16 protein-coding genes are annotated in these 13,410 nt (G+C 58.4%); 5 read left to right on the top strand and 11 right to left on the bottom strand.

The genetic code is table 11. The features are described from left to right. Positions 1-286: 286 nt before the first annotated feature. Positions 287-1,453, bottom strand: a complete 1,167-nt coding sequence (locus JQ553_RS21745) for a sensor histidine kinase (protein ID WP_212502064.1) — start codon at positions 1,451-1,453, stop codon at positions 287-289. 714 nt (positions 1,454-2,167) lie between these two features. Further along, on the bottom strand, positions 2,168-2,470 hold the full coding sequence (locus JQ553_RS35320; RefSeq protein ID WP_409363089.1) for a DUF6894 family protein: 303 nt from the start codon (positions 2,468-2,470) through the stop codon (positions 2,168-2,170). A gap of 59 nt (positions 2,471-2,529) precedes the next feature. On the opposite strand from JQ553_RS35320, the gene JQ553_RS21740 reads away from it, so the two are divergent. After that, positions 2,530-2,829 (top strand): hypothetical protein, encoded by a 300-nt coding sequence (locus JQ553_RS21740; RefSeq protein ID WP_212502421.1) that lies wholly within the window; start codon positions 2,530-2,532, stop codon positions 2,827-2,829. Positions 2,830-3,656: 827 nt separating this feature from the next. Here JQ553_RS21740 and JQ553_RS21735 read toward each other — a convergent pair. The 7 genes from JQ553_RS21735 to JQ553_RS21705 all read right to left on the bottom strand — a co-directional run bounded on the left by JQ553_RS21735 (position 3,657) and on the right by JQ553_RS21705 (position 8,589). Further along, positions 3,657-4,157: a ferritin-like domain-containing protein gene (locus tag JQ553_RS21735; RefSeq protein WP_212502063.1), complete on the bottom strand. Its 501-nt coding sequence runs from the start codon at positions 4,155-4,157 to the stop codon at positions 3,657-3,659. Positions 4,158-4,337: 180 nt separating this feature from the next. Continuing rightward, a complete protein-coding gene (locus JQ553_RS21730) occupies positions 4,338-4,967 on the bottom strand; it encodes a general stress protein (RefSeq protein ID WP_212502062.1) in 630 nt (209 codons plus the stop codon). A gap of 13 nt (positions 4,968-4,980) precedes the next feature. Next, the gene (locus tag JQ553_RS21725; protein WP_212502061.1) at positions 4,981-5,286 is read right to left on the bottom strand and encodes a hypothetical protein; all 306 of its coding nucleotides are present in this window, start codon (positions 5,284-5,286) and stop codon (positions 4,981-4,983) included. 148 nt (positions 5,287-5,434) lie between these two features. Beyond that, positions 5,435-5,671, bottom strand: coding sequence for a hypothetical protein (locus JQ553_RS21720; RefSeq protein WP_212502060.1), 237 nt, complete (start codon positions 5,669-5,671; stop codon positions 5,435-5,437). A 1,014-nt stretch (positions 5,672-6,685) separates the two neighbouring features. After that, positions 6,686-7,153 (bottom strand): hypothetical protein, encoded by a 468-nt coding sequence (locus JQ553_RS21715; protein ID WP_212502059.1) that lies wholly within the window; start codon positions 7,151-7,153, stop codon positions 6,686-6,688. A gap of 257 nt (positions 7,154-7,410) precedes the next feature. Further along, positions 7,411-7,626, bottom strand: coding sequence for a hypothetical protein (locus JQ553_RS21710; RefSeq protein WP_212502058.1), 216 nt, complete (start codon positions 7,624-7,626; stop codon positions 7,411-7,413). Positions 7,627-8,406: 780 nt separating this feature from the next. Next, positions 8,407-8,589, bottom strand: a complete 183-nt coding sequence (locus JQ553_RS21705; RefSeq protein WP_212502057.1) for a hypothetical protein — start codon at positions 8,587-8,589, stop codon at positions 8,407-8,409. 386 nt (positions 8,590-8,975) lie between these two features. Here JQ553_RS21705 and JQ553_RS21700 point away from each other — a divergent pair, with 386 nt between their 5' ends. The 4 genes from JQ553_RS21700 (at position 8,976) to JQ553_RS21685 (ending at position 11,611) form a co-directional block, all read left to right on the top strand. Next, a complete protein-coding gene (locus JQ553_RS21700; protein ID WP_249144507.1) occupies positions 8,976-9,437 on the top strand; it encodes a hypothetical protein in 462 nt (153 codons plus the stop codon). A gap of 203 nt (positions 9,438-9,640) precedes the next feature. After that, positions 9,641-10,093: an Hsp20 family protein gene (locus JQ553_RS21695; RefSeq protein WP_212502056.1), complete on the top strand. Its 453-nt coding sequence runs from the start codon at positions 9,641-9,643 to the stop codon at positions 10,091-10,093. Positions 10,094-10,179: 86 nt separating this feature from the next. After that, on the top strand, positions 10,180-10,497 hold the full coding sequence (locus JQ553_RS21690) for a hypothetical protein (protein WP_212502055.1): 318 nt from the start codon (positions 10,180-10,182) through the stop codon (positions 10,495-10,497). 916 nt (positions 10,498-11,413) lie between these two features. After that, positions 11,414-11,611, top strand: a complete 198-nt coding sequence (locus tag JQ553_RS21685; RefSeq protein ID WP_212502054.1) for a hypothetical protein — start codon at positions 11,414-11,416, stop codon at positions 11,609-11,611. 321 nt (positions 11,612-11,932) lie between these two features. On the opposite strand, the gene JQ553_RS21680 is transcribed toward JQ553_RS21685, so the two are convergent. Beyond that, positions 11,933-12,442, bottom strand: coding sequence for a phasin family protein (locus tag JQ553_RS21680; protein WP_212502053.1), 510 nt, complete (start codon positions 12,440-12,442; stop codon positions 11,933-11,935). Between the two features lie 643 nt (positions 12,443-13,085). Next, positions 13,086-13,361, bottom strand: coding sequence for a hypothetical protein (locus JQ553_RS21675; protein WP_212502052.1), 276 nt, complete (start codon positions 13,359-13,361; stop codon positions 13,086-13,088). Positions 13,362-13,410: the final 49 nt, after the last annotated feature.

Raw genomic sequence — 13,410 nt, 5'->3', positions numbered from 1 at the left:
CGCGCAAACTGGCAGGGAACGATCGAGCGGCGAAAGGGTTCGCGGCAACTTTCGTCTAATGACACGAATGCGTCTCCGCGCGGAGCTCGACCAAACGGCATCTCGTCGGTTACGTCGGCTGCCGGAAGAGATGCGGCACTGGAGGGAGCGGTCTGGCGAGTTCCGCGGCTGGAAGTTTGATCGCTCCCTTGCTTCCTATGCGACGAAAACTCAAATCGGGTCTCATCAGGCATCCAGCGACGGCGACATCTCTCAGAGAGATGTCGGGTTAATTTCTCGCCGTCGATTAGCCTAGCAGGGGAAACGTGAGGGTTGTCGTTGTGCCGCGCTCATGACTACTCTCGTGATCAATAGTCCCGCCGATCTGTTTAGCAAGAGAGGCAATCAATCTGAGTCCTGATCCACTGTTGTTTGGATTGTGCATGCCCCGCCCGTTGTCGGACATGGTCAAACGGGCCTCACCATAGCCGATGCCTCCTACCAAGCGCACTCTGATCCTGCCACCTTCCGTGCCGAACGCATGCTTTATGCTATTCATCGCTGTCTCATTCAAGATGAGACCAACTGGTAACGCCCGATCAATGTTCAATTCGAGCTCGTCGGATTCGACATCGAATTCGACTTGTTCAACCTGCTGGCGGATTGCGCTGCAAAGCGCACGAATGTAGTGCGAGAGTCTAACGATCTGGCCCTCCTGCCGAGGAGCAAGCTGATCGTGTGCTAGCGAGATCGCGTTGATCCGGCTCGCTACGTGGTTCAGAGCCCGATGCGCTTCCGCGCCTTCATACCGGTGTTTTTGAATGGAAATTGATGATAGAACGAGCTGGAAGTTGTTCTTGACCCGATGTTGCATTTCGCGAAGCAAAATCTCTCGCTTTTGAGATTCGGCAACGGCAGCCATTAGACGTGCTTGTTCATCCGGCCGCCCACTTTGGCGCAGCACGGTTCCTATTAGGGCGGCAGCAGCGGTGAGAAAGTCGGTGGTATCCTCCGTGAAGTCTCTTGGTGTAGTGCTGTCTACTTCCAACACCCCCCATGCCGCTCCACCAATCAGCACAGGCACGTTGCTCAACGAGACAATGCCATGCTGCTTTAGGAAATCGGAACGACAATATTCCGCTTGCTCGCTGAAGTCCTTGATGCTGACAGGCTCTGCTGTTTGAAACGCGCGCCCAGGAGGCGAACGTAGGTCAACGGGGAAGGTAGCGGTGCGGGGGGCACCTTCCTTCCATCCGATACCCGCGACGAGGAGGAGATCGGCCGCCTCAGGACGATATCGAAGAATCTTGACGTGATCTATCTCTACTGCCCGGGCGATCTGGACGACGGCCCGGTCTAAAAAGCGGTCCAAGTCAACATTCTCAAGTCGCCCGATATCGACCAAAATGCGCATGTGACGGCGAAGCTTATCCAGCTCGCTGCCATGGCTCATTTCTTTCAAACGGTCGTCCATCAGACCCTAACAATGTATCCGCCAAATAGTGCCTAAAGGGCTGCCATGGCGTTTTTCACCGGTTGCCGACCACCGCGACGTGATGAGGGCCGTTTGCACCGGTTGAGCGGATGCATTGAAACCTCCCCAGCCTATGCGGCAGGCGATCCAGAGTAGCGTCGGGCCGATCTCGCTGCGCAGATGAGCACACCGCTTCTTTCTAGCAATGGCGGGACAGGGGGAACGTCGTCACTCGATTAAGCGCTCACCACAATGTCTTCATTCACATCGCGAGCTTGGCCCGACTGAAAGAGGGCGCCAACCGAGGCCAGTCCTTACTTTCTCACCGTTCTCTCGCAAGCGCTCGATGCGGCTGGCTCGGTCCAGCTCACTAGCGAGAATGCTGCATGCGGACCGATAGATTTCTTCGGCAATGCGCGCCGCTTCTTCTTCCTTGGTGCCGCCGGACAGCTGTGCAGTGCCACCGATTGGCAAACAAAGCAAAAGGGGATTAGCATATTTCATGCTGGCGGACTTCTCCAGGCGCCATATTCAGAGCCACCGCATGCTCGGCGCTGAGCCTCCGCTCAACGAGACTGACAGTCCATCCTAGTGGGATGGCGTCTAGCACGCGATCCAGAACCTCCTCGCGCGGGGTTGCGACAAGCCAAATCTGTCGCTCGCCATCATCGGTCGTAACACGAACCAGAGTGACCTCATCTGCGGGCTTGACGTTCATCCCCCTATAAAGACCGCAGGGGCATTTTGTTTCTCATCACCGACCACGGTTTCGGAGCGTTTAGGGCTGGGTGTAAAGATGGCCTTACTCAAAAGATTGAGGTAGAAGCTCGCACCGCTATCGCGGACTTCAATGACTACAGTCTGAGGTCCGTCAGGCACTGCTATGGCATCCCTGACCATGTCGCCGAGCGCTCGAAGCGCTTCATGGTGCGCGGCGTGAGAGATGCCCGCGTCGCGAAGCTCACCCAGCTCGATCCTTTGAGCGGCTCCGCGTCGTATTCCGCTTCCCGAGGTCACCAGGAAACTTTCGGAAGTTCGCACGTTTACCGAACCAGAGAACGCACTGGAGGAAAATCATGCGGACCTCAATACTCGCGATGGTCGTCATTGCCGGAAGCTCGATTGCCTTCCCAGCAACAGCACAACAGCAACAGGCTGCGCCTAGCAACCAAACCGGTGAGAAGAGCGAGAAGATGCAGGGCGACAAAGGGCTCAAGACAAGCGAGCCCAACGAAGATGCAGACAAAGGCGCCAAGACACGCAATTCCGGAGAGTCCGGATACGTGGCCGACCAAGACAAGCCGGGCGCTTCCGCGCATCCTCCGAGTCAAGCTCAGACCACGGGTGCAGGTGGCGGAACTGGCGCTCCGAAATAAAGCAAGAGCGGCCTAATTCTGCCGACCAGCGCTGGGAGTTCCTGCGGAGTCGTTATATGGCGCGCGGCGGGCAACAGAGGCGGCCTTATCGTCGTCCCTTGCGAGCGCGGATAGTTTATCCAATTGGCCAGCTAAACATTAAAACTTCTAGCGATGAGCGTCGGGGTGGCATCTCGGTCCTTGGAAATGCCGCCCGCCGGCGAGGGCTGATTACAATGATGCGCGAACTCTTCGCACTTCGCAGTAGTCATCATTAGCTCGCTCGCTCTGTGTATGTTGCGTGGTGGGAGCGACCGGTCTCTCAGCCATCGGCGGCCGAGATATGGTCGGTGATGCTCAGGCAACCAAGGGCTTTGCGCGCAAGGTAGGCTTTAGATTGGCGCTTTGGGGTCGGCTGAACCAGGCCGCTCGGTCACGCGCGCGGCGTTTTCGGCTTGGCTAGCTTTATGCAACAGTTCCTCCCGGCGAATGCTGGGTCGCATGCCCTGAGCTTGCAAGCGCAAGTTGGCCGCCTCTTGCTATAGGCGGTGCTCAAGTGTCGATGATTGCTTGTTGTGGCGTAGTTTCATGACGCTCCTCCCTGGTACGTTTGGGCGGGAGCGCAAATAGGCGGTCTCATCACCGATAGTATGCCCGTGGGCGGCGCGATGACAGCCCGTCAACTGTCGGAAAGATGCCGGGTTCCTATCGGGCTCGACGAGAATCCGCTAAGCATTCACGGTGTGTGATGATGGTGCTGCGCACATCCCTCCGACCGCGCGCCGGGCAGCTCTCGCGATCCCTTCCTTCGATGGGTACAGCGGACCTATTCCCCTGGCAACGAGATTTCATTCAGCCGCTTGGGCTTCTTCGTTCACTACGCTTTTCGCCAACCTTGTAAGGATTTCGTTAGTGTTCTCTTCCTCGGCGAGTGTCTGTTTGAGAAGCGCACTGGCGTTTGTGAGGCCCAATTCGTCGGCCCACGTTATCAATGTCCCATAGCGGGAAATTTCGTAATGTTCGACCGCCTGAGCAGCGGCAAGCAAGCCCGCGTCGAGGGCCGGGCCGCCCTTGTACGCCGACATGATCTCCTTGCCTTCAACGATCATGCCAAGGATGGCATCGCAAGTCTTTCCCTGTGGCCTAGCCTCAATCTCTTCGAAAACGCCCTCCAGCCGCTCTACCTGACCTTCCGTCTCTCGGAGATGCTGCTCGAATGCGGAACGCAGTTTCTCGCTATGAGCTGCTTTAGCCATCTTCGGCAATGCGCTGAGAATCTTCTTCTCTGCGTAGTAAATGTCCTTAAGGGCGTCGTGAAAGAGGTCTTGAAGCGTCTTGGTTTTGCTCATGGGGCACCTCATAAAATGACGCACTGACAATCAGAACAGAGCGCCAACGGTTCAATGGGGCTTTGCGTGCGGTGTGCCAAGACTGGGCCACCTGTGAGCCCGCTGGCCTCAGCTCCTCAGAGCTGGGGCCGGTGGCTTGATTGAAGACAGCACTGCGCACCGGGCGCGCAGTCGTCCGTATCACGGTCTCAATCCTGTTCCTTCGCCATAGAGTTCGCGCACTCGTTGTATCTCGTCGCGACCAAGTGGTTCGGCCGCGGGATCAAAGCGCTTCCAGCCTGATTTCTGCCATGCCGCAGTGCGCTTGGTCAGATCGACCGATGACTGATCCAGAATGGCCTCTACTCGCCCGCGGTCCTGCTTATTGACGCGTGCGGAGACAAGTGTGCCACCACGGCGGACACCTTCGGCGTATCGTGATGCTTCCTCGTCAGAAGCGCCTGCTTGGGTCAGGGCGCCGACGATCCCGCCCGAGGCGGCGCCCGCAGCCGCACCGGCTGCGGTAGAGACTAGCCATCCCGCGGCGACAACGGGACCGAGGCCGGGAATTGCCAGCAAGCCGAGGCCGGCGAGCAGACCTGCCGCTCCACCTACACCCGCGCCGATGCCTGCACCTGCACCGGCTCCTTCGGCCCGGTCGTCAACTCCATCTCGATCCCGATCCACTTTGCCACCGCGGTCGTACCAGCGCTCGGCGTTGTTTGCGACGATGCTGATGTCCGAATGTGGCACTCCGTTCGCTTCCAGGTTTTGAACGACGCGCTCTGCTTCCGCGTAGTTGTCGTAAAGGCGAGAAATGGTAGTGGTCATCTGGTCTTCCCTCCTAGTTTGCTGGGTTCACATTGCCCTGGAAGTCCAGGCTGACTTCAGTCTGCTTGCCTTCCTTCTTGGCCTTGCCCCTCCAGACGCCGCTGTCGTCCTTCTTCAAGTCCGACACATCCGAAAAACCGGCAGCCTCAATTCGCGACTTTGCTTGCCCCTCCGTGAAACTGTTTCGTCCAGCCACGGGTGCGTTTGAGTTGTTATAACTCGATCGGTCGATGGCGTTGTTGTTCGGGCTGCTCTGCGCTGGCTGCGTTTGAGCGGATACCGGCGCCGCACTCAGCAAAACTGCCGCTGGGAGAAGCATGAGAAACGCAACATTTGTTGTCCTCCTGATTGGCGATTACCGAGGACAAATGTTGAAACTCTGTTTGGTTGCTAAATTGAGGTGGCCTCCGCGCGCTCCACCACTGCAGGCGCCGCGGCACAGGATCCACGGGAGCGCGGTCGCAAACCTACTTCTTCCCACCCGCAGCCAGGTCAGCCACTTCCTTCGGAGGCTGGAGGCCGGGTGAGGTCAGCCATTCGTTGATATGAGAGGCCGTCTCGGCTTGCCGGGCCCGCCGTAGGTATATCTCTTGCTGCTCGCCGGGTGGAAGATGATCTGCGGCAGCTTTGCAGCGCGCAATCTCTTCAGCTAATCGCTCTTCAAAGGTCTTCCGGTGCTTGATACGGCGGCGACGCTTGATCATGCGCTCGCTCCTTTCCGTTGGAGAAGGCGAAAGCGCAAACGGCGTTCTCATCACCGGTATATGCCTCAGGACTGCCCGGTGGTGTCCGATAGCCTATTGGCGACGGCGTCGGCTTTCTCCATCAGAGGTTAACTTTCGAGGAATTTGAGACACCGACTTGGTTCATGGCCGCCCCGCCCGAAGGGGCGCTGAACTGGCGCTCCGAAATACGCGGAGGTGCTTAGAATGCTTGGTGCTGGCGGATTTCTCCGGGCGCCATGTTCAGAGCCGCTGTATGTTCGGCGTTGAGCTGCCGCTCAACAAGGCTGACCGTCCATCCTTCTGGGATGGCGTCTAGCACTCGATCCAGGCTTCCTCGCGTGGGGTTGCGGCAAGCCAGATCTATCGCTCGCCACCATCGGTTGTGACACGAACCAAGCGAACTTCGGTGGCTTGCTCCTCTTCATGCTCCTATAAAGGACGCAGCGGCATTTTGTTTCTGTCGCCAGCCGCGGTTTTGAGCCTGTGCCGGCCGACGGCGTCGCGCCGGACCAGAACAGATTGCTGGATCAGACGGAGGCCGCTCTGCGAGCCGGGCGTCGCATTCAGGTATTCGTTGATCGCGCTCTCGGCGAGAGGAAGGCCATTCACGTCTCCCTCAGCTATCAAGCGGCAAAAGTCTCCAAGCAAGCATTCAGATGGGACATAGCTGAATGACCGCATACTGAGCATGACGCCGGGCCGGCATTGAAATGAGCGGCTCTTGCTGTCGGCTAACGGCTGCCGATGGCGGCCGACTTATCGAAATGGAGTCGCGCGGCATCCCGAGCATGTCGCCTCTGATTGAGGAGAGACGCGTTCCGCACGCTTCCTGCACGGCGGTTCGAAATACCTCGTGCGCGAGACAGTCAAGGGAAGATATCAGTAACGCATCCAATGAATCGACAATCCGGGGCTGCCGTCTCGCATCCTCTGCCGATGACCACAATCCTATTTTTGGCGTGAGCGCGCTCTGAACGGCGCGCCGGCGAAATCTCACTTGGCTCTGAGCGATAGGCTTATGCGAGTGACTATGTCATCCCAGTCGTGCTCCTCGCTGGCCGGATAGTTGATCAGGACGCAATGGACCAACCGCCTCAAAAAATTGCAGCGGTCGTACCAGACCCTGTCGCCCTTGTAGCTCGAGACCGCGAAGAAGCGAGGTGCCACTCGCCTGTACTGAATGCGCGGAGGCGGATGCTTCTTCGCGAGAAAGGCGGCAGGGGAATCGTTCGAAACGTTAGGCGCTGCCTGTATTGTGAGGTCGGCTCGGCCGTCGGCGGTTCGATATCGCTGCCCATAACCGTCCGGGCGACCAGCTTCTTCAGTAAAGATCGAAGAAGGAAAATCAATCGACGTGCCGGTCTCCGGGATGGTGTAAGTTGTCCATCTTACCGGCTCCGCCGAGACCGTGGATATCGAGGTAGCGAGTGTCAACGCGAGAGCCGCCACCGCCGGTTTCATCATACTTTCCTTTTAATTCGCCGCTCGTTTTGAGTCTGGCGCCGAGAGCCGAGCCTCCCAATTAGGAAAAAACGGCAAGGCCGATTACGTTCCAAGGAAGCCGTGAAATCTGCAGTTACCCCCATGGTCACCGTTTCGGCCGACCAACGCCGGGCCTGAAATCAGATCGCAAGCGGATTCGAAGACCCTGGCGCCCCCCGAGGTGAAGCAGGTACACCAGAACAGACCGCCGAGCATTGAACAAGCACGAAGCCCTGTCAGGGCTGTAACAGCGAGAGGAGGCGTTGGCGGTCTTGATCACAACGACGCTGGTTTTGGCGCAATCGTTCAAGTTCCTTTTCGGCGTTGTCCGTATTCTGACCCTGCCGCTTCAACTCAACAACAAGCGCCTCTTGTTCTGCGAGCCGTCGCTCCCCCTCGACGACGTCGCGCTCGACCTGCCTCAACTCATCGTAGATCGGAGTTTTGTACATCAGAATGCTCTGCAGGGAGACGTTTCTGTTGGCGCGATGGTCCTCCTAAATTCCTGAATCAAACTTGCCTGACCTCCCAACGTTCCTGCTCGATGCCACTTTTCCCCGAGACGAATTCTGTGCGAGCGCGTTGAGGTGAGGACACCAGTTCGGCGGCAGTTCGTATTTGAGAACGTCAGCAATCGTTTTGCTGGAGCGGCCGGATAGGATCGGCCTTCAGGGCCGCTAGGACGGCGACATGAGCGAAGCAGTGATACCACGGCGCAGCGCGTATATTGGTCTCCGGCCGCGATGATATCGTTGCTGCTGGCGAGCCTGCTGACGTTCGCCTATTGGATCGGACAACTCGTTAGGCATCTCTCCGGTGCGGGTTGACCGGCCAACTCGTTTGCAGTTGTTTGCACACCGCGCCCCAGGGACGGTTGTCGCTATCGACCGGGACGCAACCCGGCCCGCATTTGGTCGCACCAGGAGCGGGCATTTTCGTGCCGCCAGAATTGATCAATGACGCGAGTGTAGGCGGGGTGCTCGCGGTTCTCACTTTGATCTGCGATGTCCGCTTGATGTGGGAGCAGACATTGCAGCGAGGTCTGGGAAGGGCATGCGGCTGCGCACCGAATTGCGATTCACATGCGTTATTGTGGTGGATGGATGGGTCGGTGCAAACTGCTGGTTGCCGCCCGTCGTGGGTTCGGGCGGCAACTTCCAGGCTTGCACTCGCTGCACTCCGGCCCCCAGCTACTGAGAACCCCGAAACCTCGGAGCTGGGCTTTTAAACGATCAGGTTCTTCCCGGCCTGGGTAAACTTGGCGTAAGTGCCGCCCTCGCGCAGATCAAACCTTTTGCGATGGCGTAGTCGAGACCAGCCTTCCATTCGGCCGGCGTTCCGAGACCGGTGGCGATCTCCATGATCTTGCGCGCGGCTTTCTCCGGGTCGGCGCAGGGCGGCTCGACGAATTTCATGCTGCCTTCCAGTCCGGGTCCCATGCGCTCCGCGATCGAAACGCCGGGCAACATCGGGCTCAAAGGCGAGCGAGGATCTGGTCCGAGGCTGCTGCCCATCGCGCCGTAGGCCATGCCAAACGGGCGCTCGGAGACCGCGGCCCAGTCTGGTGGAAGGACGGCTCACCTGATCTCAACCGGCACATGGCGAGGAACACGCCCTATGCGGCGTAGTATGCCGAGGCATCGCGATCGCGCAGGTGAACCGGTCATGCCGCGGAAGCTGAAGGCTTACCAGACAGCCATCGGATTCTACGATCTCGCGATCGCCGCGCCGTCGATGAGGCGGCGCTTAGGCATGGGCACGGGCCGCAATCTCTTCCATCAGGGCGCGGCCCACGAGACCGATGATCCCGAGGTGGTCAGAGGGACCATGTCGAAGCCGGGCGTGGTTCTCAAGCGGGCGGCAGGATCGAACGGACGCTTCGCCGAGCACGCCGGCCTGCCCGACGTGGAGGACGAGGGGAGGGACGAAAGAAGAGCCCTCGGCGGGAGCCGCGAAGACAGCCGGCGGCGAAGATCAGCGCCAAGGACGCAAGGCCGCCGCGGAGTTCGAGCGCGAGGAGAAGCGGCGCCAAGCCGAGCGCCGCAGAAAAGAGGCGGCCAGGGAGAGAGAGCGGGCCGGTCGCGAAGAGTTAGTAGCGAAAGCGCAGGCGGCGCTGGACAAGGCGCAGCGGGAGCACGAAGAGCGTGCCGGCTCCCTTGATGCCGAGCGTGCCAGGATCGAGAAGCGCCTTGAGGCGGAGGAGGTACGTTGGGAGAGCGAGAGGGAGAGACTGAAGGAAGCGCTGCGCCACGCCCGGGAATAGGCCGGCAGCACCGAATTAACCATCGCGATTCCTAGCGCGAAAAAATTTCCGCCGACCCCTTGAAACTTTTTTCGGCCTTCCAAATTTTTTCGGCGTCGCCATCGCGGCGGCCGGGGCGCCTTCGGGGTCCCGCGAATGAGACGGGCGCCCGGACGGTGTCCGGAGCCTGCTCGTAACCATCTTGCTCCACGGAGGATTTGGATATGAGGTATGATTGGACTCCGCTGTGGAGGTCGACCATTGGCTTCGACCGCCTGTTTGACGTTCTCGACGAGGTTCATCGGACCGCCGAAGAGAGCTATCCCCCCTACAACATCGAACGGCTCGACGAGAACCGCTTCCAGATCTCGGTGGCGCTAGCCGGATTCACACCGGACGAGGTGGCCCTTACGGTTGAACAGAACGTCCTGACGTTGGAAGGCCAGAAAGCCGAGAAGGACGGGAAGACGTTTGTGCATCGCGGAATGTCGACGCGCTCGTTCAAGCGGCAGTTCACCCTGGCCGACCATGTCGAGGTCAAGGGCGCTCGCTTCGAAAATGGTCTGCTGGTCATCGAGCTTCAACGCGAGATTCCCGAGGCCATGAAGCCGCGCCGCATCGCCATCACGAGCGCAAACGCCGGGCAGGTCAAGCAGATCGAGGGCGAGGCTACTTAATCAACCGCGGCTTAGGACCGATCACTGCCGCCCGGAGATTTCCGTGCGGCCACCCATCAACGCGTCTTTATGATTGGAGGCAAGCCATGCGGACGACGCTCGCGCACGACAACGTCTTCGATTTCAACTCTCTCCTTCACCCTGGCTCAGTGTTCGCGCACCCGCGCGATGTGGTCGCTCATCCGGAATTAAGCCTGGCCGAGAAGCGCGCCATCCTGGCCTCATGGGCATCGGATGCGACCGCGATCGCGTCGTGCCCGTCGATCCTGGCTCCGCAAGGACTGAAGGCGCCCGTGACCATTGACGAGATCCTGGAAGCGCTCTGTGCGTTGGACGAAGGACCACGGAGTCCGCCGGGCGGAAAGCCGATGCGCCTGCGGCCGGTCGAACGCGCCGCCGCGTAGGAGAGGGACGATGCAGGACAATCGAGATATCGCAGGAGACCTGCGCGCAGCCCAAACGCCGTTTCGCCTCTCTAGGAGAGCCAAGCGTCGACGCTCCTCGCTCCTAAGGCCATCGCCGCTCTCAATACGACAATTGCGCAAGCCGCAGCGCAAAAAGACAGCGCAGCCAGAACGAGATTGGGCTGTGCACTATGCGCCAAGATTTCATGTAACAAGCTTAGCGAGATGCGCCGAATCAATCCTCACCATCCTCCGTCGGAGCAAGACGCGATATGAAGAACAAGCCCGAGCACGTCAACTCATCCAGGTCTTTTTCTCCGGCTTGCCAGCGTGCCCGCACAAAGCGTTCTAGCGCGCAGCGTCGCTCGTCCTCTGGCGAGACCGTGTGATGCCGATCTAGGTAGATTGACCACGCTTGTTCTGCCGCGAGGGCACACAGATAGCATTCCACGTGCAGCACCTCATTGCGGAAGTCGTGACACTAGTTCAAACAACCTACTGGTGCTTTCGTTGCTGTTTATTTCAGAACTTTGGTCGAAGATTGCAACCGAGTTAAACGAGAGCTGTTGTCACACAATGGAGCAGCGAGAAATCCGTGCCCTACTTGATCATGCAGCTTACTGCCGCCAGGTCGCGGCCGAAACAGTGCACGAGGTTGCCGCCCGCAGACTTAGAGATATAGCTGTCGAGTATGAGGGCCGCGCTAAAGATTTGGTTAACGGTTGCACTTTGAGTAAGCAGCCAAATTGACTAACCTTGAATGGGCGGCTGGCTCCACGGCCGCGCCGGCCCTCACAACGGTCATTACTTCTCGACAGCGCAGATTTCCGATCATAGCTCATCGCGCTTGCTTGGTTTGCGGTGCCGATAGGATTCTTGACCTGAGATCAGTTGATGATTGTCGGAGGAGAGTGCGATGAGGAAACGCAAGGAGATGTATCCCAAGCAGCTCAATACGGTGAACGGATGGGAGATCTGGCAACTGGAAGAGCAATTGTTCTCGTTGCGGCCGGACGTTGGTGTCAACTTCGTCAATCAGCATGATGCCGTGACCTATGCCAGGCTAATGATGACGGCCGACGAATATTTTGCGGGTCATCAAAAACTGCGCTGATAGTCATCCGTTCCTGCAACTTTTGACCGCCGGCCGCGACGTGATCGACCGCAAGCAATCCTTCATCATCCCTTGCGAATCGACCGGTTAGCAACCGGCGCCGGCGCGGTACTTCGAATCGGGGGAACAACGCGACCTAATGGCCGGAAAAGCAGACATCACAGTCACCAATGGGCGGGCTCGCTAAGGTCCAATGGCAGAGGCTGACCCCCTCCCTCGCCGTGGGCCCGCGCTCGCTCCGCCGAAAGCAAGCAAACGTGGTCGGCGCGTGCGTAATCCGCATTGCGTCCATCCATTTGCTACAGCGGGTCTGGCTTGCTGTCATCGTCCCGGCAGAGCCGTGAGCTGTCGGGACGCCTCGATGCGCCAGAACGGATATGCAGCGATTTCTTTCGAATGCTGCCCGAACATGTCGATCCGCCTGCGTGTGAATTCCGCAATGACAGCGAAAAATTTAGTTGGTGACCTGATCGTCGCAAGCCTCAGGCCAAATTCAAAGGCAAACTGCACGTTGGCTTGCGCTATTTCAAGAAGCTTCGCTTGATAAGCCTGCGTGTTTGCCGTCGCTAAAGCAAACCCTTTCGTTGGATCGCTATCCCTCATCTTCTGACTGAGGTCATTTTGTAAGGCACCCCCATTCTCAACGATGGGAGCTTGATGTTTTGAATCGTCATGAAGCTTGTGAGGCGGTTCAATCGAGACTGCCGCAACAGAGCGCGGAAAATTGTCTTTCTGGCTTTTAACAACGGCCTGCTTGTTTTGTTGGGCCCGCGCGGCCATTTCCGGATGGCGGGAGCGCTTTGACGCTGTTGCCGGCTTTCGTTGGCTCATCTGACGCTCCAAGAAAATGGGGGGCGACCACGACGGTCATTTCTGAAAAAGACAACAGGCTTTGCGGTGTGGCGTTCCAAACGCGCGGATTGTGCGAGTTCCGCATGAACTGAGATCAATAGCGCGTTCTGGACGTCGACGATGATTTTAGGTAGCAACTCCAATCAACAAACGTCGAGCTGGCGATCCTAGAGACCTGTGTCCAACGGCGTCAGTCTGAGAACAGTCAACGCTCGTTGTGCTCTCTAAGGATAGCGCTTTAAGTTGCGGCGACGACGGAGTCCATGACTGCTATGAGGTCAAAACCGGCAATGCTATAATTGAGGAGAAAATTTCCGGTCAGAACCCCAAGAGCCGACATCCGCGCCCTAGAATTGATCCACGATGCATGCGGGTGAGCTCGGTTCTTCTTGATTCAGTCGCAGGTTGGTAGTGCGCTAGGTGGTCGACCGCCGTGCGGTTTGACTTGATCAAGGGACTTCGTTCACGTTGATTCCTGTAGCCCACGTGGGACAGGCGGGCAAGGATCGCACAGCCGGCGCAGGGCTCCAACAGGTGGTTTGCAAACAAAAAGTCGCGCCCACAGAAACGGGCGCGACCCTTCTCGGAATCCGCAGAATTCGATCAGGAACGAGGCTGTCGATTACTTCTCTTTGATAACAGTCGTGCTGCTAGTGCCGCTAGTGCTACCAACAGTGCCTTCGTCGCAGACTTTAGTCTGCTTGATGCGGTCTTCAGCTTCCACGCGGCTCGTGAACGCCATTGGGCCGATCTGCGTCACGACTTCCTTGTCTGCCGGGCGCGTTGTGGTAATCGTGCAGTGACGGCTGGGTCCTTGGACGACGTAATAATCTTCAGCCAGTGCTGGGGCGGTGCATCCGATGATTAGTGCGCCAGCAAGAAGAAGGGGTGCTTTCATTGTCGCCTCTCTATTCAAATACTGCCCCAATGGAGGACGCGCGCGATGA

This window comes from Bradyrhizobium lablabi (assembly GCF_018131005.1).
Lineage (GTDB): Bacteria > Pseudomonadota > Alphaproteobacteria > Rhizobiales > Xanthobacteraceae > Bradyrhizobium > Bradyrhizobium lablabi_D.
Note: the sequence above shows the minus strand (reverse complement) of the source record. Positions and strands in the feature narration are given on the sequence as shown.